This window comes from Flavobacterium yafengii (genome assembly GCF_030010375.1).
In the GTDB taxonomy this organism is placed as follows: domain Bacteria; phylum Bacteroidota; class Bacteroidia; order Flavobacteriales; family Flavobacteriaceae; genus Flavobacterium; species Flavobacterium yafengii.
The window spans coordinates 1,036,447-1,054,568 of sequence record NZ_JASCRY010000001.1; the positions used below are offsets into that span (position 1 = coordinate 1,036,447).

Annotated in this window: 15 protein-coding genes; 8 read left to right on the plus strand and 7 right to left on the minus strand. The window is 35.1% G+C overall.

Going from position 1 to position 18,122, the window contains the following annotated elements:
- Nucleotides 1-90: 90 nt before the first annotated feature.
- The 5 genes from QLS97_RS04530 (at nucleotide 91) to serB (ending at nucleotide 3,430) form a co-directional block, all read left to right on the plus strand.
- Complete coding sequence (locus tag QLS97_RS04530) at nucleotides 91-501, plus strand: SRPBCC family protein (protein WP_282714498.1); 411 nt, start codon at nucleotides 91-93, stop codon at nucleotides 499-501.
- Nucleotides 502-512: 11 nt separating this feature from the next.
- Complete coding sequence (locus tag QLS97_RS04535) at nucleotides 513-926, plus strand: VOC family protein (protein WP_282714499.1); 414 nt, start codon at nucleotides 513-515, stop codon at nucleotides 924-926.
- Nucleotides 927-955: 29 nt separating this feature from the next.
- Complete coding sequence (locus QLS97_RS04540; RefSeq protein ID WP_282714501.1) at nucleotides 956-1,396, plus strand: SRPBCC family protein; 441 nt, start codon at nucleotides 956-958, stop codon at nucleotides 1,394-1,396.
- A gap of 24 nt (nucleotides 1,397-1,420) precedes the next feature.
- Complete coding sequence (locus QLS97_RS04545; protein ID WP_282714503.1) at nucleotides 1,421-1,855, plus strand: VOC family protein; 435 nt, start codon at nucleotides 1,421-1,423, stop codon at nucleotides 1,853-1,855.
- 336 nt (nucleotides 1,856-2,191) lie between these two features.
- Complete coding sequence (gene serB / locus QLS97_RS04550; protein ID WP_282714505.1) at nucleotides 2,192-3,430, plus strand: phosphoserine phosphatase SerB; 1,239 nt, start codon at nucleotides 2,192-2,194, stop codon at nucleotides 3,428-3,430.
- Between the two features lie 57 nt (nucleotides 3,431-3,487).
- Here serB and QLS97_RS04555 read toward each other — a convergent pair whose 3' ends face one another.
- Nucleotides 3,488-3,637: a hypothetical protein gene (locus QLS97_RS04555; RefSeq protein WP_282714507.1), complete on the minus strand. Its 150-nt coding sequence runs from the start codon at nucleotides 3,635-3,637 to the stop codon at nucleotides 3,488-3,490.
- A gap of 11 nt (nucleotides 3,638-3,648) precedes the next feature.
- A complete protein-coding gene (locus tag QLS97_RS04560; RefSeq protein WP_282714509.1) occupies nucleotides 3,649-5,172 on the minus strand; it encodes a GH3 auxin-responsive promoter family protein in 1,524 nt (507 codons plus the stop codon).
- Between the two features lie 95 nt (nucleotides 5,173-5,267).
- Here QLS97_RS04560 and QLS97_RS04565 point away from each other — a divergent pair, with 95 nt between their 5' ends.
- Nucleotides 5,268-6,062 (plus strand): DUF2797 domain-containing protein, encoded by a 795-nt coding sequence (locus QLS97_RS04565; protein ID WP_282714511.1) that lies wholly within the window; start codon nucleotides 5,268-5,270, stop codon nucleotides 6,060-6,062.
- 78 nt (nucleotides 6,063-6,140) lie between these two features.
- Here the strand turns inward: QLS97_RS04565 and QLS97_RS04570 are convergent, their stop codons facing one another.
- Nucleotides 6,141-8,756 carry an AsmA family protein gene (locus QLS97_RS04570; RefSeq protein ID WP_282714513.1) on the minus strand — a complete coding sequence of 872 codons (2,616 nt, stop codon included), beginning with the start codon at nucleotides 8,754-8,756 and terminating at the stop codon, nucleotides 6,141-6,143.
- A 187-nt stretch (nucleotides 8,757-8,943) separates the two neighbouring features.
- Nucleotides 8,944-10,704: a signal peptide peptidase SppA gene (gene sppA, locus QLS97_RS04575; protein ID WP_282714514.1), complete on the minus strand. Its 1,761-nt coding sequence runs from the start codon at nucleotides 10,702-10,704 to the stop codon at nucleotides 8,944-8,946.
- A 138-nt stretch (nucleotides 10,705-10,842) separates the two neighbouring features.
- Between sppA and folK the strand changes: the two genes are divergently transcribed.
- Entirely contained in the window at nucleotides 10,843-11,979 is a 1,137-nt protein-coding gene (gene folK / locus QLS97_RS04580) for a 2-amino-4-hydroxy-6-hydroxymethyldihydropteridine diphosphokinase (protein WP_282714516.1), read from the plus strand.
- Between the two features lie 36 nt (nucleotides 11,980-12,015).
- Here folK and QLS97_RS04585 read toward each other — a convergent pair whose 3' ends face one another.
- The 3 genes from QLS97_RS04585 to QLS97_RS04595 all read right to left on the minus strand — a co-directional run bounded on the left by QLS97_RS04585 (nucleotide 12,016) and on the right by QLS97_RS04595 (nucleotide 15,302).
- The gene (locus QLS97_RS04585; protein ID WP_282714518.1) at nucleotides 12,016-14,211 is read right to left on the minus strand and encodes an Ig-like domain-containing protein; all 2,196 of its coding nucleotides are present in this window, start codon (nucleotides 14,209-14,211) and stop codon (nucleotides 12,016-12,018) included.
- 38 nt (nucleotides 14,212-14,249) lie between these two features.
- The gene (locus tag QLS97_RS04590; protein WP_282714520.1) at nucleotides 14,250-14,786 is read right to left on the minus strand and encodes an RNA methyltransferase; all 537 of its coding nucleotides are present in this window, start codon (nucleotides 14,784-14,786) and stop codon (nucleotides 14,250-14,252) included.
- Nucleotides 14,787-14,855: 69 nt separating this feature from the next.
- Nucleotides 14,856-15,302, minus strand: a complete 447-nt coding sequence (locus QLS97_RS04595; protein WP_099714384.1) for a DUF1573 domain-containing protein — start codon at nucleotides 15,300-15,302, stop codon at nucleotides 14,856-14,858.
- Between the two features lie 157 nt (nucleotides 15,303-15,459).
- Between QLS97_RS04595 and mutS the strand changes: the two genes are divergently transcribed.
- The gene (mutS, locus tag QLS97_RS04600) at nucleotides 15,460-18,066 is read left to right on the plus strand and encodes a DNA mismatch repair protein MutS (protein ID WP_282714522.1); all 2,607 of its coding nucleotides are present in this window, start codon (nucleotides 15,460-15,462) and stop codon (nucleotides 18,064-18,066) included.
- The last annotated feature ends 56 nt before the right edge of the window (nucleotides 18,067-18,122 follow it).

The window sequence follows — 18,122 nt, forward strand, 5'->3', positions numbered from 1 at the left end:
TATTTTAAAGTTATATTATTGATTATAAAAGAGAACCGACTTCAAATATTTTGTAAATTTATAGTCCAAAATTTAAAAAAGAATCGTGACATGATAACAGTACAAAATACAATAAACGCTTCAATTGAAAAAGTCTGGGAATTATGGACTGCTCCGGAACATGTCATGAAGTGGAACAATGCCTCAGAGGATTGGCATACTCCTTTTGCGGAAAATGACTTGAAAGTGGGTAAAAAATTCAAATACACGATGGCTTCAAAAGACGGTACAATGCGTTTTGATTTCGAGGGAATTTATACTAATGTAGTGAATCATTCTTTAATAGAATACGAAATGGCAGATCGGAGAAAGGTGAAAATTGTTTTTGAAAAAGATGCGAAAGGCATAAAAGTAATAGAAAGTTTTGACCCGGAAACAGAAAATTCTGAAGAAATGCAGAAAAATGGCTGGCAGGCAATTTTGGATAACTTTAAAAAATATGTTGAAAATTCAACCCTTTAAAAACAAACAAAATGACAAAGCAAATATGGCTTAATTTGCCTGTAAAAGAGGTGGCGAGATCAAAAACATTTTTCGCTAAAATAGGTTTTTCTTTTAATGAACAATACGCTACTCCGCAATCAACATGCTTGTCAGTTGGAGCTACTCATTTTGCAGTCATGCTCTTTGAGGAAGCGATATTTGAAGGTTTTGTGCGAAATAAAATTATAGATACACAATCAAGTTCTGAAGTATTAATTTCAATTGATGCAGAAAGCAGGGAGGAAGTGGATGAGTTTGCAAAGAAAGTAGAAGAAGCCGGAGGTACAGTTTTTGACAAGCCAGCCGAAATTCAAGGGTGGATGTATGGCTGTGGTTTTACGGATTTAGACGGACATCGCTGGAATATGTTATACATGGATTTTAGTAAAATGCCCAAACAGTAGGATTTAAGTCAATTTAAAAAACAAACAAAATGACAACACTGGAATTTAAAATCGAGATAAATGCTCCCAAAGAAAAAGTTTGGGACGTTTTATGGAATGAAGAAACATACAAACAATGGACCTCTATTTTTTGTGAAGGGTCTTATGCAGAAAGCGATTGGAAAGAAGGCAGTAAAATTCATTTTTTATCTCCAAACGGGGACGGAATGAACAGCATTATTTTCAAGAAAATTGATAATGAATACATGGCTTTTAAACATTTGAGTGAAATCAAAAAATTTCAGGAAATGCCTGTTGATGATGCGACTCAAGAATGGGCGGGTGCCATGGAAATGTACCGTTTGACCGAAGACAATGGAATTACTGTTTTAGAAGCTAAAATGGATGCAGTCGAAAAGTATATCGATTATTTCAAAACGACATGGCCAAAAGCGTTAGATTTGGTAAAGAAACTTTCAGAAGAAAAATAATATATTAATTTAAAAATTACAATCATGGCAGCAATTAATCCGTATTTAGTTTTTAATGGAAACTGCGAAGAGGCATTTCTATTTTATAAATCAGTATTTGGCGGGGAATTCCCTTACATTGGAAAATTTAAAGACATGCCACCAGCCGAGGGCAATCCTGCACTTTCTGAAGCTGATGGAAATAAAATTATGCATGTTTCATTGCCAATTGGTGACGGATCTGTATTGATGGGAAGTGACAGTAATTCGGCAAGTGGCGAAGTTACTTTTGGACAAAATATTTCAATTTCTATAAATACGAAAAGCAAAGAAGAAGCAGATAAATTGTTTAACGGACTTTCGGCAGGAGGAACGGTGACCATGCCGATGAGTCAAACCTTTTGGGGCGCTTATTTTGGAATGTTTGCTGATAAGTTTGGAATCAGTTGGATGGTGAATTTTGATGAAAATGAAAAGTAATTAGCATTAAAATAGTTCTGACTTCCTCATGGATTAGGTTCTTTAGGCAAAACGTTCTTAACCGATGCGCTTATGAATTGTCATGTTCAGATGTTAAGACATAGAAATTGATAGCGAATATAAAAAAGGAACGTGGAGTGAAAGTTTATAAATCGTTTGGGAATTGCATTATAAAAATTGCGTTTTTCTCAGAAAAATAAACCTGTTCATTCATTTGGGCAGGTTTTTTTATGGGTAATTTAAACTATTTGTTATTGTTTAAAAAAAGGAACATTATTTTTTTTTATCAACGTCAGAATGTCGATTTTTGTCCATTCTAAATCAAATAATTATAAAATGCAAGTAGAAGATATAGAGGTTATATTATTAAAAGTTTCTGGTCAGGACAAGCCGGGGGTAACAGCTGGTTTAACATCCATTTTGGCGACTTATGATGCCATTATTCTAGATATTGGACAGGCAGATATTCATGACACGCTATCTTTAGGTATTTTATTTGAAATAAAAGCGGGTTCTTCTTCTGGGCCTGTTTTAAAAGATTTATTGTTTAAAGCGTATGAATTGGGGGTTAAAGTCAAGTTTATTCCAATTACTATTGCTGATTACGAAATTTGGGTAAAAGCACAACGCAAACAACGTTATACCATAAATGTTTTGGGTGAAACACTAACTGCGGTTCAATTAGCAGCTGTTACTAAAATATTGTCAAACCAAAATTTAAATATTGACGCGATCAAAAGATTAACGGGCAGGGTTTCTATTCTTGATAAAGAAGAATTCCCTCGTTCTTGCATACAATTATCGGTAACGGGAACTATTGTAGATAAAACGTTTATGACTGCCAGTTTTATGGAAATTTCCAGAACGTTGGATGTGGATATTTCTTTTCAAGAAGACAATATGTATCGAAGAAACAGACGTTTGGTGTGTTTTGATATGGATTCTACGTTAATTCAAACAGAAGTAATTGATGAATTGGCTGAATTAGCTGGTGTGGGTGAGCAAGTAAGAGCCATTACGGAATCAGCGATGAACGGCGAAATTGATTTTAGCGAAAGCTTCAAACAGCGTATGGCTTTGTTAGAAGGCTTGAGCGAAGATGTACTACAAACAGTTGCTGAAAATTTGCCCATAACAAAAGGAGCGCATCGCTTGATGAAGGCCTTGAAATATTACGGTTATAAAACCGCTATTTTATCAGGAGGATTTACCTATTTTGGTCATTATTTACAAAAAGAATTAGGGATTGACTACGTTCACGCTAACGAATTGGAAATCAAAGATGGAAAATTGACGGGCAACTATATAGGCGAAATTGTTGATGGTAAAAAGAAAGCAGAATATCTTCAAGCCATTGCTGATAAAGAAGGAATACACATCAACCAGACTATTGCTGTGGGTGATGGTGCCAATGATTTACCAATGTTGAATTTAGCAGGTTTAGGAATTGCTTTTCATGCCAAACCTACGGTAAAAGAAAAAGCAGAAAGCTCTATTTCCAGCTTAGGTCTGGACGGTGTTTTATACCTTTTAGGCTACCACGACAGGCATATTGATATGATGGAGGAGGAGTAAAATACTGCAATAATTATAAAAAGAGGCTGTCCTAAATTACTTTTCGGACAGCCTTTTTTATGCTTTAACGGTAAACACTTTTTCAGGTTTTTCCAATGTTTGCTTTTCGGGAGATTTACAAATTCCTCTGGCACCACAACGCATTCTATGCGGTCCACAGGAACTCAAGAAAAAAAGTGTTATCAAGATGTAGAAGGTATTTTTCATCGTATCATTTTTTATACGGTTTGAAACTGCATGCTTTTCAGTTGTTCCAAATAATCCCTTTGGTTGGATAATCTTGGAATTTTGTGTTGTCCACCTAATTTATCTTTGTCTTTTAACCAATCATAAAATAAATTTTTACGGGCTATATTTATTACTAACGGATTTAACGTCATGTTGTTGTAACGTTTCGCTTCGTAATCTGAATTTAAGGATTGTATGGATTCATCCAATGCTTTCTGGAATTGCGATACATCAGCCGGATTGTCTTTGAATTCAATCATCCATTCATGGGCGCCTTTTTCTTTGCCTTCCATAAATATAGGCGCAACAGTGTAATCGACTACTTCCATTTGGGTCATTTTACACGCTTTGGCAATAGCCTGATCCGTGTTTTCGACCATTAATTCTTCGCCAAAAACATTAATGTGATGCTTGGTTCTTCCCGTAACCCGAATTCGGTATGGATTTAATGACGTAAAACGAACGGTATCGCCAATCAAATAACGCCACAAACCGGAATTGGTGGTGATTACCAAAGCATAATTTTTGAACAGTTCCACATCTGCCAGTCGAATTACTTTTTGTTCCGGTGTCCCAAAAGTATCCATTGGAATGAATTCATAAAAAATTCCGTAATCCAGCATTAACAATAAATCACTGGAATAATTTAAATCCTGAATAGCAAAAAAACCTTCAGAGGCATTGTATATTTCGTAATATTGAAACTCTTTTTTAGGTAGTATTTTTTTGTATTGGTCTCGGTACGGTTCGAAATTTACGCCTCCGTGAAAGTAGACTTCCAAATTTGGCCAAAGTTCAAATAAATTTCCCTTTCCGGTTTCTTCCAGCATTTTATTCATTAAAACCAACATCCAGGAAGGAACTCCGGCGAAACTGGTTACATTTTCGTTTTTAGTTTCGTTTATAATCGCAGCAATTTTAGTTTCCCATTCGCTCATCAAGGAAATTTTGTTGCTTGGCGTACTGCTGTACTCCGCCCAAATAGGCATGTTTTCAATCAATATTGCAGATAAATCCCCAAAGAACGTATTGTTGTCTTCATAGATTTGGGAACTTCCGCCAAGACGCAGACTTTTTCCAAGAAACAATTCTGAATCCTCGTTGTTATTTAAATACAAGCACAACAAATCTTTACTTCCTTTATAATGACAATCTTCCAACGCTTCATTACTCACCGGAATAAATTTACTTTTGGCATTGGTTGTTCCGCTTGATTTTGCAAACCATTTTATAGGTGTTTCCCAAAAAACATTTTGTTCGCCTTTGCGGGTTCTTTCAATCAAGGGCTGTAATTCTTCGTAAGTAGAAATAGGAATTCTTTCAGCAAAAGTCGCGTAGGAATGTATCGAAGCATATTCATATTCTTTGCCTAAAGCAGTATTTTTGGATGACTGAATTAAATTCATAAGCAATTCTTCCTGAACCTCATTTGGATATTTTAGGAAAAGTTCGATCTGATGAATTCTTTGTTTTAGAACCCAAGAGGCAAACGAATTGATTATGGTTAGTGGCATTTTTAAATTATGAATTATGAATTACGAGTTATAACTTTACCAAAAATAACAAAATTTGTTTAACTAGATGCGTTAAACCTGAAACTTTAAATAGAATGACATACGAAGGTGTACTTGCAAAAATGCAAACCGAATTTGGAAACCCAATTCAATATTATTTGGTTTTTGAGAATAGCTTTTTAAATGTGAATCAGTTACTGAATAAAAGCATAGAGATTAATTTTGTTGGGTATCAATGTTTGAATTGTGGGAAGAAGAAAAAAATATTCCGTCAGGGATTTTGTTATGATTGCTTCTATTCTAGTGCTGCTGTTGGGGATTGGATTATGAAACCGGAGTTGAGTACCGCTCATCTTGGGATTCAGGACAGGGATTTGGCGTATGAGGAAAAAGTACAATTGCAACCGCACATTGTATATTTAGCTTTGTCAAGCGAAGTCAAAGTAGGAGTGACCAGAAAAACGCAGATGCCAACACGATGGATTGATCAAGGTGCGACACAGGCCATTTCTATTGTGGAAGTTCCTAATCGATACTTGGCAGGAATTACAGAGGTGGCATTGAAAAATCATTACGCCGATAAAACCAATTGGAGAAAAATGTTGACCAACAATGTGGAGCAAATTGACTTGGTTGCAGAACGATTGAAAGTAGAAAATCTTATTCCAACGGAAGTTCAGGAATATTTCTATTCGCAAAAAAATGATTTGTACGAGATGCATTATCCCGTTTTGCATTATCCAACCAAAGTAAACAGTTTAAGCTTGGATAAAACACCGCAGTTTCAGGGAAAACTTACCGGAATAAAAGGGCAATATTTGCTTTTTGAAGACGGAACGGTTTTTAATATTCGTGGTTCAGAAGGATATGTAGTGCGGATTAATGTATAAAATTCCATAAAAAAGCAGGAATCTCAATTTTAGAGACTCCTGCTTTTTTATGTTGAAAAACTACTGTTTTGGTTCTAATTATTCCTGTTCTACTTTCGGTTCTTCTACTTTTTTCTTTTTATTAAACAATCCATTTAATAAATCTTTTGCCTTGGTTTTCACCTCTTCCTTAGTTGCGGGAGTTGTAGGAGTCACCGTTTTTGTAGTATCTCCAGGTTTTTTGTTTTTATTAATGAAATCAGTCAAAGCCGATGTTCCTTGTTTTACCAGTCTGTCTTTTTGTTGGTTCACTAATTGAGTAGTCAATTTTGTTACCGCACTGTTGATGTCAGTTGTGATTTTTGGATTCGTGAAATTACCCACTAATATCGCATTTATGGGAATACTTTGCACTTTAGCAGCATCAGCAGGAGATAATTTTGCTATTAATGCATTTGCTTCTGAACCCAAATATTTTGCGGGAACATCAAATTTTAAATTGTAATTCATGCTTTGGTCAAAACCGTGCGTTCCTCCAATAGTGGCTTTGATGTCTTTGTACTTGATATCAAATGGTTTTACATTTACTTTCCCATCTTTGAACGTAACCGCCGCTTTCAAATCATTCAAATTGATTTTACTTACATCAATGAATTTCAAGTTAGAACCTAAAGCCGTCAGCAAAGTCGAATTAGTTGAGTTTACTGTCGTAGAAAGCAATTGGCCTAATAAATCTCCAGTCAATGTTTTCAGATCAGGAGTTAGTTCTGTTGCATCAAGATTTCCGTTCAATTTGATGCTTGAATTTAATTTACCGTTGATAATCCCGGCAATTGGAGCAATTTTTTTCAACATATCCAGTTGGGAAAATGACTGTGCGATATCGACTTGATTTAATTTTAAATCCATATTGAAGACTGGCGTTTTCCCTTTTGTGGAAACAGCTCCATTCACGCCGATTGTCCCTCCGAAAATAGAAGTTTTTACATTTTCTAAAGTTACTTTTTCGTCTTTCACAATCAGTTTTCCCGATACATCTTTCAGGGTCAAATTATCATATAAAACCGTAGTCGCTTTTGCGGTAAGCGTACAATTTAAGAAAGCAGGAATCTTCATGGCTTCTGTTTTTTTAGTTGCCGTTTTAGTAGTTTCACCGGTTGTCATAAAATCATCAACGGCTAATTGTTTAGAATTCATATTGAAATTTCCTTTCAATTCTTGGTTTCTAAATATAAATCCGTAGAAATTTTCTAAAACTCCCGTTACACTAATGTCGCTTTTTCCGGTAGTTGCGTTCAGTTCTTTCAAATTGACTTGGTTAGGATTAAATTGAACCAAAGCGGTGCTGATGTTCATTGTCTTGCCATTCTCATCCACATAATTAAAGCCGGATAAACTCATGGTTCCGGCATTATTTATATTTTGATATTGACTTTTTTCCACCGATTGCATGTCGAATTTTGTAGTCACATCGGCCTTTAAAATCCCTGATAAAGGCTTGTCCAGCTTTATAGGATACGCTTTTGAAAGATTGGCTAAATTGATAGTTCCTTTTAAAGCGGCGTCAACTATTGCATTTTGAGTAATGTTTCTAATGTTTGCTTTGGCATTAAAAACGTCTTGGTCTATTTTGAAAGAGAGCTTGTCCAAGTTGACATACGTGTCGTTTAGAATACCTGTTTCGTTGATGATTTTAGTATCAATAACGATGTTTTGAACCGATTTTGGTAAATTAGGATATTGAAAAGAAGCGTTATTGGACGCGATTTCAATATTAAATTTTGGTACTGTTGTATCAGAATACAAGCCTTTTGCAAAACCCGCCACAGTAAAATCTCCAGTTGTTTTCACGTTGTCTAAACTTGCGGCATACGCTGCAGGGATAATTCCCAAGAAATTTTTGAAAGAAGAAGTTGGCGTTTTAAATTTCAAATCGTATTGTTGACCCGTTTCCACCATTTGAATAAAACCATCAAATTCCAACGGCAATTGGTTGATTAACGCTTTGTTTTCTTTGAAGGTATATTTGCTTTTTTCTAAATCGATTCCCAAAACTGCGTCCAGAGTCAAGGCAACATTTTTCATGTAATTGACTTTGTCCATATCCAGCGATACTTTTGCCGTTGATTTGGTAACCAAATCTAATTTTTGAGCTGCAAAATCTCCGGTTCCTTCGTGGTTTAAACTGTCGATTACCATTTTTATTTTTGAACTTTCGTCAAAATAGCGAAACTTGAAATTCTCGATTTTGTACTCTTGGATTTTTAAGGATAACGGACTGCTTTTCCCATTGTCTTTGGTTTTTTCATCTTTTAAAGCAATGTCGTAATTCCCGATTCCGTCTTTATTAAAAATGATATTGATTAATCCATTTTTCGAAGTGATTCCGTCAATAGCGATTGCTTCGTTTTTACCTTTAAAAAGTTCCTTGATAGACATTTTTAAATTCAATTCGCCTAGTGAAATCAAAGTGTCACCTTCAAAAGGAGCTTTGTTTATAATGACTAATTTTTCCAATGTCACATTCGCATTTGGAAAATTTTTGAATAAGCTTAAATCCGCTTCTGCAAAAGAGACTCTGGCATCTACTTTGGCATTGATAGCTTCAGAAATTTTAGCTTTTATTTGGTCTTTAAATAGATAAGGAGCAGCAAATAAAGTTACGAAGAGCAGGATAATCAGAACTCCAATGATTTTTAAAACTTTCTTTACCATAATTTAATTTCTTTAGATTCTATGAAGTATAACAAAAATAATGCCTTCTATTCTTTTACAAAAATAGTATTTTTATGACAGAGTGATTTTTTTGGTGTTTTATATAAACAATAATTTAACTTTATTGAATAAAAAAATCCGTTTAAACAATTGATTAAACGGATTTTCTGGTGCATTATAAAAGTTCTTAATGAATATTAATTTCAAAAGGCATTAAGGCCTGAACTCCTTTTTGAGCTTGCAATTTTTTTATTTGTTGCATAATTCTATAGTTTTCTTCTCCTATTTCTTCTTTTATAAAGTCTTCTTTAGATTTTGCAAAAGGAAGATTAGCTAAAAGATCATTGAAGTTTTTCTCATATTCCGGATAATTTTGGGTGCTGTAGCTTTTTACTTTTGCCAAAGATGCGGCTTTTGCAATAGCGTCATCTAAACCTCCAATTTTGTCTACAAGTCCAATTTTTAAGGCTTCTGAACCTGTCCAAACTCTTCCTTGTGCGATAGCATCTACTTGTGCAAATGTCATTTTTCGACCTTGTGCTACGTGTGTAACGAACGTTTTGTAAATGTGTTCAACACCTTCTAACGTAACTGCTTTGAAATTCTCATCAATTGGAACAAAAGGACTATAGTTTGCTGAGTTTTGATGCGTTTTAACTTGTTCAGTATGAATTCCAATTTTAGTAGCTAATGGAGTGAAGTTGGGTAATATTCCAAAAACTCCAATAGAACCAGTGATTGTGTTTTCTTCAGCAAAAATAGTGTTAGCATTGCACGCAATATAATACCCGCCTGAAGCAGCATAATTACCCATAGAAACGACTACTGGTTTTACTTTTTTAGTCAATTCAACCTCTCTCCAAATCAAATCTGAGGTCAAAGCGCTTCCGCCCGGACTGTCGATGCGAAGTACAATGGCTTTTACATTTTTGTTTTTTCGAGCCTCCTGTAACGAGCGACGCATTGAACCTTCTCCGATGACATTTACATCACCTTCGCCTCCAAGAATTTCTCCTTGAGCATAAATAATGGCTATTTCATCCTTACTGTCGAAAGTTTGCGAAGTAGTGGCTACTTTTTGAGCATAATCTACAACAGATACTTTATTATAGTCTTCGTCATTGGCTACTTTAAGCGCTTTACGGATGGCGTTGTGATAGACATCTTCATAAGCAATAATGTCAATTAATTTCTGTGATTTTGCCATTTCTGGAGTTCGAGCAAGAAGTCCGTTAGCAATTTCATTTAATTTGGCCACAGATATATTTCGGCTTTTAGAAATGTCAGCAGTGATAGAATTCCAAACTGAATTTAATAATGCTGTAGTTTGTTCTCTGTTGGCATCACTCATTTTATTTTCTAAAAACGGCTCGACAGCACTTTTATATTTTCCATGACGGATTACTTCCATTTTCAATCCTGATTTTTCCTGAAAATCTTTAAAGAACATAAGTTCAGCAGAAAGTCCTTTGAAATCCATATCTCCAACCGGATTTAAGTAAATTGGACTGGCAACAGAATTTAGATAATATTCTTTTTGTGAATACGAATTGGCATAAGCCATGACGAATTTCCCTGATTTTTTAAAGCTTTCCAAAGCATCTCTCAATGCCTTACTTTGTGCCATTCCCAGAGAGGAATCGTTGTTTAGAATAGAAATACCTTTAATGTCGGTATCCGTTTTTGCTACTTCAATGGCGTTGATAATGTCTGATAAACCTACTTTTTTGTTTTCTGAAAAAATCGTTACCCAAGGATCTTTATATTTTCCTGCATAATCGTTTCTGATGTCTTCCAAATTCAATTCAATAACAGAATTATTTTTCACCGTAACGCCTTCAGATTCACCACCAAAAATGGCTCCGATGAGGATGATTCCAAAAAAGAACAACATGAAAAAAACAAAAACACCTATAATGGTCGCCAATACATTTCCTAAAAATCTCATAATTATATTTTTTTAATATGTCGCAAAAAAGATAGAAATGTTACAAACAATTGTTTCGTATTTCCGAGTTTAATTATCAACACAGGATACAAATATATTGCTAATTCTAAAATTCTTTTAGTTAATTTGCACCTAATTATGAAATCACAACATCAGGTCATTTTATCTATAGGCAGTAATCAAGGCAATCGTTTGGAAAATATCGAGCGTTGCTTGGAGTTGATACATCAAGAAATTGGTACTGTAATCAAAGTTTCCAGATTATATGAAACACCAGCCTGGGGTTTTGAAAGTGATGCTTTTTATAATTGTGCTTTGGTTTTGCATACTTTTTCCTCTGCACATAAAATTCTGACTCAGGTTTTAAAAATCGAAAAACGATTGGGTCGTTTGCGAAGCAAAACTCAAGAATACCAATCACGTACGATTGATATTGATTTGATTGCTTTCGATTCAGAAATTATTACCACCGAAAAACTGCAGATTCCACATCCTTTGATGCAAAACAGAAATTTTGTTTTGTTACCCATTCAGGATTTGAATTTAGATTGGGAACATCCCATTCTTCAAAAAAATATTTCAGAATTATTGGCAGTATCGCCAGATGACAGTGTTTGTACAGTCGTTCAGAATTTGGTTAATCCTTTGCAGAATATTTCTTTGGAGCAATTTAATTATGTTGCTTTTGAAGGAAATATCGGAGCCGGAAAAACCACTTTGGCCATGAAAATTTCTGAGGATTTTAATGCAAAAACAGTATTGGAACGTTTTGCTGATAATCCTTTTTTACCCAAATTTTATAAAGATCAAAACCGATATGCGTTTCCACTTGAAATGTCGTTTTTGGCGGATAGATACCAACAATTATCAGATGATTTAGCGCAGTTTGATTTGTTTAAAGACTTTCTGGTTGCTGATTATCATATTTTTAAATCTTTGATTTTTGCCAAAATCACACTGGCTGAAGATGAATATCGTTTGTATCGCAATCTCTTTGATATCATTTACAGAGAAATGCCAAAACCGGATTTGTACATTTATTTGTATCAAAATTCAGAAAGGCTGTTGCAAAATATTAAAAAGCGAGGCAGAAGCTACGAACAAAAAATTCCAGCGGAATATTTGGATAAAATCAATAGCGGTTATCTCGATTATATTAAATCCCAAACCGATTTGAATGTCCTCATTATTGATGTTTCAGATAAGGATTTTGTGAAAAATCAAGAAGATTATCTCTATATTCTGGAAGAAATTCAAAAGAAAATTAATCAATAAATAAGCTGCTGTTTTAAACGATTAAGTTAATGATCGTTATCTTTTTAGAGAAAAATGTCCTTTCATTACAGGTCTTGTGTTGTCAATTTTCAAGACATACCAATAATCGGAAGCAGGCATGAGATTTTTATTAAATGTTCCATTCCATGATTGGTTGGTTGCACTTAGTTTAGTAATCAGTTTTCCATAGCGATCAAAAATGGTTACCTCTGCTCCCGGATAATTAATTAATCCTTTTATTTCCCATACGTCATTATAAGAGTCGTTGTTTGGAGTAAAGAATTTTGGAGCAATTAAAACTACAAATGTTTTACTGTCTGCCCCGCAAGAATTAACCTCTCTTACATAAGCCGTTTGTAAGCCGCTCGATACATTGAAAAACACATTCGAACTTTGATAATTGATTCCGTCAACAGAATATTCAAAATAGTCCTCTGATTTTATTAAATAAATCACAACCGTTGTGCCGTTTACATCAATAGTATTTATCTCCGGAGTTGTATGTTCAACAACAGTGATTTTTTTTCTGCTGGTGCAATTTTCAGGGGTTAGACTGGTAACGTTTACGGTATAAATACCAGAAGTAGAAACTGTAATTGTTGAAGTTGTTTCGCCGGTAGACCATAAGTAAATCATATTAGGAATTTGTGCATCAAGTGTTAGAGTACTGGATTTGCACAGTGTTAACTCCTGATCCATAACAACTGGTGGGGTATAAATAGTAACTTCAACCGAAACTCTGTTTCCATTAGTGCATCCGTTGTTTATGGCTTCTGCGTAATACATTGTGTTTTGAGTTACATCGGGTATAGTCAGACTTGTTCCGGTTCCTATGATAGTGCTTCCGGTTAGAGTTGAATACCAGTTTATACTTCCAGTTGAAGCTGTTGCTTCTAGCGTTACAGTTCCAGCTCCACATCTGGAAACAGGAGAATTGGTAGCCGTAATAGTAGGGATTGTATTTATAGTGGCTGTAACTGCTGTTCTAGATGTAGCGCATCCAGCATCAACATAATAAGTTGTTGTGGCTGTTAAAAATGGTGTTGTATAAGTGTTGCCTGTTGCTAATAAAGTTCCTCCACTGTTAGCATCATACCAGTTTACGGTTCCGTTAGAAGCGGTTGCTTGAAGTGTTATGGTGCCTGAATCACATCTTGAAGCTGGAGTTGTTCCTGTAATTTGTAATATTGTTATGGTTGTGCTAGTTGCAATTTCAAGTGTTGGGTCTCCAGGCATTCCCCCATATTCTACAATATATCCTTTAGGCTGGTAGTTTCCAGTTGGATCGCCATTTAATTGTAAATCATTCCATGATCCTGGTGTTCCAATACCAGGAGCAGTTATGTGCGCATAATGTTCTATGCCATTACTATTGTTTGGCTCATTTGAATTCCAAAAAGCAAAATTAGGGCTTGATCCATTTACGGCTCCATTCCAAAAAACAGTACCGTTTTCTGGGCCTGTTACCCATTTCCAAACACCTTCTGTTTCGGCATCACTTCCGCCAATCCATCCGGCACCTGCGGCTTGTTCTCCAGATATTTTTGCTTCATCAGCAGCTGTGATTGTGGCTAAGTAGCCTTGTAGTCCATAATAAGTGCTTGTTTCAGCTGCTGTTTTGGCTGCTGTCCAGTTAATTCCAAGGTTTGGAAAATATAGATAATAATGTCCGTTTCTAGGTAAATAATTTGCTTCTCCCATGGTGATTGAGAAATTTCGAATCCCTGACGGAGAAGCGGATGAATTGCTAAATTCAATGTCTTTTATCGCTTTTACAAAGTCGCTATATAAAACATCTGCTCCGGTTGGGCTGTATAATTTTAATTTTCCGGAGGCAATATCCCAACTGGAAATAATTGTTGGATGTAATGTGGGATTGGCTATTTGGATTAAATCCTGCCCATTTACGTATCCTGAAGAAATCTGAATGTAAATAGCTTCTGTGCCTGTGTCTGTAATGTCAGAGTTAGTGATGCTTACATCAGTTACTATTCTTAACGATGTTCCAGGGCAGTAATTTCGATTTCCTGTAGCTATAATTCGTGGAGCATTATCTGCAATTGATACCGGATTTGGACTGGTAATAAAATTAAGATGTGATTTATTTATAGGGCCTTTTGAGATTTCAGCAGTATTTTTCTTTATCGAATAAAAGGAAGTGGCGGAACATTCTGCCATTGGAACGAGCGATAAAAAAACTAAAGATAATTTCAAAAAGTTATAAATTCTCATGCGATAAAAGTATTACTTAATTGGTATTCTATTAAAAATCATTTTGGCCAGTTCAGTTTTTGAAATAAATCCCAAACTACAATTCCTGCACTAACTGATATATTCAAAGAATGTTTGGTGCCTAATTGTGGGATTTCAATACAGCCATCGCATAGTGCAACTGCTTCTTGAGAAACACCATATACTTCGTTTCCAAAAACTAAAGCATATTTTTCTCCTTTTTGAACTTTAAAATTTTGAAGAAAAATAGCACTTTCCACCTGTTCTATGGCTAGTGTCATTACATCTTCCGCTTTTAATTTTTCAATAACGGCAAGAACATTCTCATGATGTTCCCAAGTTACTGTTTCGGTAGCGCCTAGTGCTGTTTTGTGAATTTCTTTATTTGGAGGTGTGGCAGTAATACCACATAAATATATTTTTTCAATTAGAAAAGCGTCGGCAGTTCTAAATACGGAGCCAATATTATGCAAACTGCGGATGTCATCTAATACTAAAATAAGCGGTGTTTTTTCAGATTGTTTGAATGCTTCAATAGATTTTCGATCCAGTTCGCTGTTTTCTAGCTTTCTCATATTTTGTAAATTATTCAAAAAAAAAGCTTCCGAAGTTAATGGAAGCTTTTTTGTCTATTAAGTTAAAATTTAGCTTTTTGCAGCAGGAGCAGCTAAAACATTTCCTTTTATTGTAAGTGTTTTGGTAGGAACAACAGCATTAGTTGTCAATGTTACTGTTTTAGTAAAAGCTTGACCACCTCTTGAAGTGTCATATTTTACTCCAATAACTCCTTTTGCTCCTGGAGCAATTGGCTCTTTAGGATAAGTAGGAACTGTGCAACCACAAGATCCTTGAGCATTAGTAATGATTAAAGGTTTGTTACCGTTATTTGTAAAAACAAATTCGCGTTTACCATCAGAGTTATAAGCAACTGTACCGTAGTCAATAGTTTCACTTACGAAAACCATTCCTGCACCATTTACTTTTGCAGCAACTTTAGCAGTAGTTGCTTTCAATTTTTTTGAAGTTTCTTGTGCAGTAGAAGTTGCTACTCCTAAAACAACTAGCATAGCTAGGGTAATTATTTTTTTCATATCTATTTCAATTTAAAAGTATTTACAAATCTAAATAAAAAATAGAAATTATGACTTAAATCTTTCTTAAAATAGTTTAATTTTTTGAACTCCTTATTTATTTGTTTTAAAATATATAAATTCGCTGATATTTTTTCATTTTTAAACACAAATACAATTGGCATCTAAAGATAAAGTAGTTAAGGAAACTCCGTTAATGAAGCAGTACAATGAGATAAAAAGAAAGTATCCTGATGCTTGTCTTTTATTTCGCGTTGGGGATTTTTATGAGACATTTGGAGAAGACGCAGTTCGTGCTTCAAAAATATTAGGAATTGTCTTGACTAAACGCGGAGCGGGTTCTGAAACTGAAACGGCGCTGGCTGGTTTTCCGCATCATTCCTTGAATACATATTTACCAAAGTTAGTTAAAGCAGGACTTCGTGTGGCAATTTGTGACCAGCTCGAAGATCCAAAAATGACTAAGACTATTGTAAAACGTGGTGTTACTGAACTGGTAACTCCTGGTGTTTCTATGAATGATGAAGTTTTGCAATCTAAAACCAATAACTTTTTAGCGTCCATTTTCTTTGCCAATAAATCAATAGGAATTTCCTTTTTGGATGTTTCTACAGGTGAGTTTTTAACGGCGCAAGGCAATGCAGAATATATTGACAAACTGTTGCAGAATTTTAATCCAAGTGAGGTTCTGATTCCAAAAAATAATAAGAATGATTTCCGAGAAATTTTCGGTGATGATTACCATAGTTTTTACTTGGAAGATTGGATTTACAAAGAAGATTATGCATTCGAAATCTTAACAAAGCATTTCCAAACGGTTTCCTTGAAAGGATTTGGAATCGAAGAATTGAAAGAAGGAATTATTGCGTCGGGAGCCATTTTGTATTATTTATCCGAAACGCAGCATAATAAAGTGCAACATATCACGGCTATTCAGCGTATTGCCGAAGACGCTTATGTCTGGATGGATCGTTTTACCATTCGCAATCTGGAATTGTACCACAGTTATAATCCAAACGCGGTAACGCTTCTTGATGTGATTGATAAAACGCTTTCGCCAATGGGTGGTCGTTTGTTAAAAAGGTGGTTGGCGCTTCCTTTGAAAGACGGTGTTAAAATAAAAAGTCGTCACCAAGTGGTTTCTTATTTAAAAGAGAATCAAGATGTTTTAAAGAATATTCAGAATCAAATCAAGCAAATTTCTGACTTGGAACGTTTGATTTCAAAAATTGCTGCCGGAAAAGTATCGCCCCGTGAAGTAGTTTATCTGAAAGAATCACTGGATGCTATTATTCCAATAAAAACCTTGGCGTTAGAAAGTCCGCAAGAAGCCGTAAAAGTGATCGGTGACAGTTTGCATAGTTGCGAATTGTTGCGTGAAAAAATTAAAACCGTTTTAAATCAAGATGCGCCTGTGGCTATTGCCAAAGGAAATGCGATTGCCAAAGGAATCAATGCAGAATTAGATGAGTTGCGTGCGATATCAACTTCTGGAAAAGAATTTTTGGAAGGAATTGAAAAGCGAGAATCACAACTGACAGGGATTTCTTCGTTGAAAATTTCCTTTAATAACGTTTTTGGCTACTACATCGAAGTTAGGAACATGCATAAGGATAAAGTTCCTGCGGAATGGATTCGAAAACAAACTTTGGTTAATGCAGAGCGTTATATTACGGAGGAATTAAAAGAATACGAAACTAAAATCCTTGGTGCCGAAGAGAAAATCCATAAAATAGAAGTAGAATTATTTGAACAATTAGTGAGTTGGATTGCCACTTATATCAAGCCGGTTCAAATGAATGCTAATTTAGTGGCGCAACTCGATTGTTTGTGTTCTTTTACGCAATTGGCTATCGAAAATAAATACATCTGTCCGGAACTAGACGAAACATTCGAACTGGAAATTAAAAACGGAAGGCATCCTGTTATCGAAAAACAATTGCCTGTTGGTATGCCTTACATAGCCAATGATGTTTTCTTAGATAGAGAAACACAGCAGTTGATTATGATTACGGGTCCAAATATGTCTGGAAAGTCGGCTATTTTGCGTCAAACGGCGCTGATTGTACTCTTGTCTCAAATGGGGAGTTTTGTCCCGGCAGACAGCGTGAGAATGGGAATTGTAGATAAAATATTCACCAGAGTAGGAGCCAGCGATAATATTTCGATGGGAGAATCTACTTTTATGGTCGAAATGAATGAAACGGCTTCTATTTTGAATAATATTTCCGACAGGAGTTTAGTGCTTTTGGATGAAATTGGAAGAGGAACGAGCACCTATGATGGGATTTCCATCGCATGGGCAATTGCGGAGTTTTTGCATGAACATCCTTCGCAACCAAAGACATTATTTGCAACACATTACCATGAGTTGAATGAAATGAGTGAATCATTGCCTAGAATTCAGAATTATAATGTGGCCGTCAAAGAATTGAAAGATACCGTGCTTTTTATTCGAAAATTAGTAAAAGGAGGAAGTGCGCATAGTTTTGGAATACATGTGGCGAAGATGGCCGGAATGCCTCAGATTGTAATTTTGAAAGCACAAAAGCTTTTAAAGAAATTAGAGAAAAATCACTCCAGCGATGCGCTGAACGGAATTAAAGCTGCAAAAGACGAAATGCAAATGAGTTTCTTTAATCTGGATGATCCATTATTGGAGGAAATCAAAGAAGAGATTTTGAATCTGGATATTAATACCATTACGCCTATGGAAGCACTGATGAAATTGAATGAAATTAAAAGAATGTTGACCAGAAAATAATTTATTTTGTTTTAAAGTTTAGGTTATCAGAACATTAACTTAAATCTCTGATTTTT

Bases quoted from the DNA above. Each gene is read 5' to 3' on its own strand.
- QLS97_RS04530 (WP_282714498.1), top strand. From the start codon at position 91: ATGATAACAGTACAAAATACAATAAACGCTTCAATTGAAAAAGTCTGG.
- QLS97_RS04535 (WP_282714499.1), top strand. From the start codon at position 513: ATGACAAAGCAAATATGGCTTAATTTGCCTGTAAAAGAGGTGGCGAGA.
- QLS97_RS04540 (WP_282714501.1), top strand. From the start codon at position 956: ATGACAACACTGGAATTTAAAATCGAGATAAATGCTCCCAAAGAAAAA.
- QLS97_RS04545 (WP_282714503.1), top strand. From the start codon at position 1,421: ATGGCAGCAATTAATCCGTATTTAGTTTTTAATGGAAACTGCGAAGAG.
- serB (WP_282714505.1), top strand. From the start codon at position 2,192: ATGCAAGTAGAAGATATAGAGGTTATATTATTAAAAGTTTCTGGTCAG.
- QLS97_RS04555 (WP_282714507.1), bottom strand. From the start codon at position 3,637: ATGAAAAATACCTTCTACATCTTGATAACACTTTTTTTCTTGAGTTCC.
- QLS97_RS04560 (WP_282714509.1), bottom strand. From the start codon at position 5,172: ATGCCACTAACCATAATCAATTCGTTTGCCTCTTGGGTTCTAAAACAA.
- QLS97_RS04565 (WP_282714511.1), top strand. From the start codon at position 5,268: ATGACATACGAAGGTGTACTTGCAAAAATGCAAACCGAATTTGGAAAC.
- QLS97_RS04570 (WP_282714513.1), bottom strand. From the start codon at position 8,756: ATGGTAAAGAAAGTTTTAAAAATCATTGGAGTTCTGATTATCCTGCTC.
- sppA (WP_282714514.1), bottom strand. From the start codon at position 10,704: ATGAGATTTTTAGGAAATGTATTGGCGACCATTATAGGTGTTTTTGTT.
- folK (WP_282714516.1), top strand. From the start codon at position 10,843: ATGAAATCACAACATCAGGTCATTTTATCTATAGGCAGTAATCAAGGC.
- QLS97_RS04585 (WP_282714518.1), bottom strand. From the start codon at position 14,211: ATGAGAATTTATAACTTTTTGAAATTATCTTTAGTTTTTTTATCGCTC.
- QLS97_RS04590 (WP_282714520.1), bottom strand. From the start codon at position 14,786: ATGAGAAAGCTAGAAAACAGCGAACTGGATCGAAAATCTATTGAAGCA.
- QLS97_RS04595 (WP_099714384.1), bottom strand. From the start codon at position 15,302: ATGAAAAAAATAATTACCCTAGCTATGCTAGTTGTTTTAGGAGTAGCA.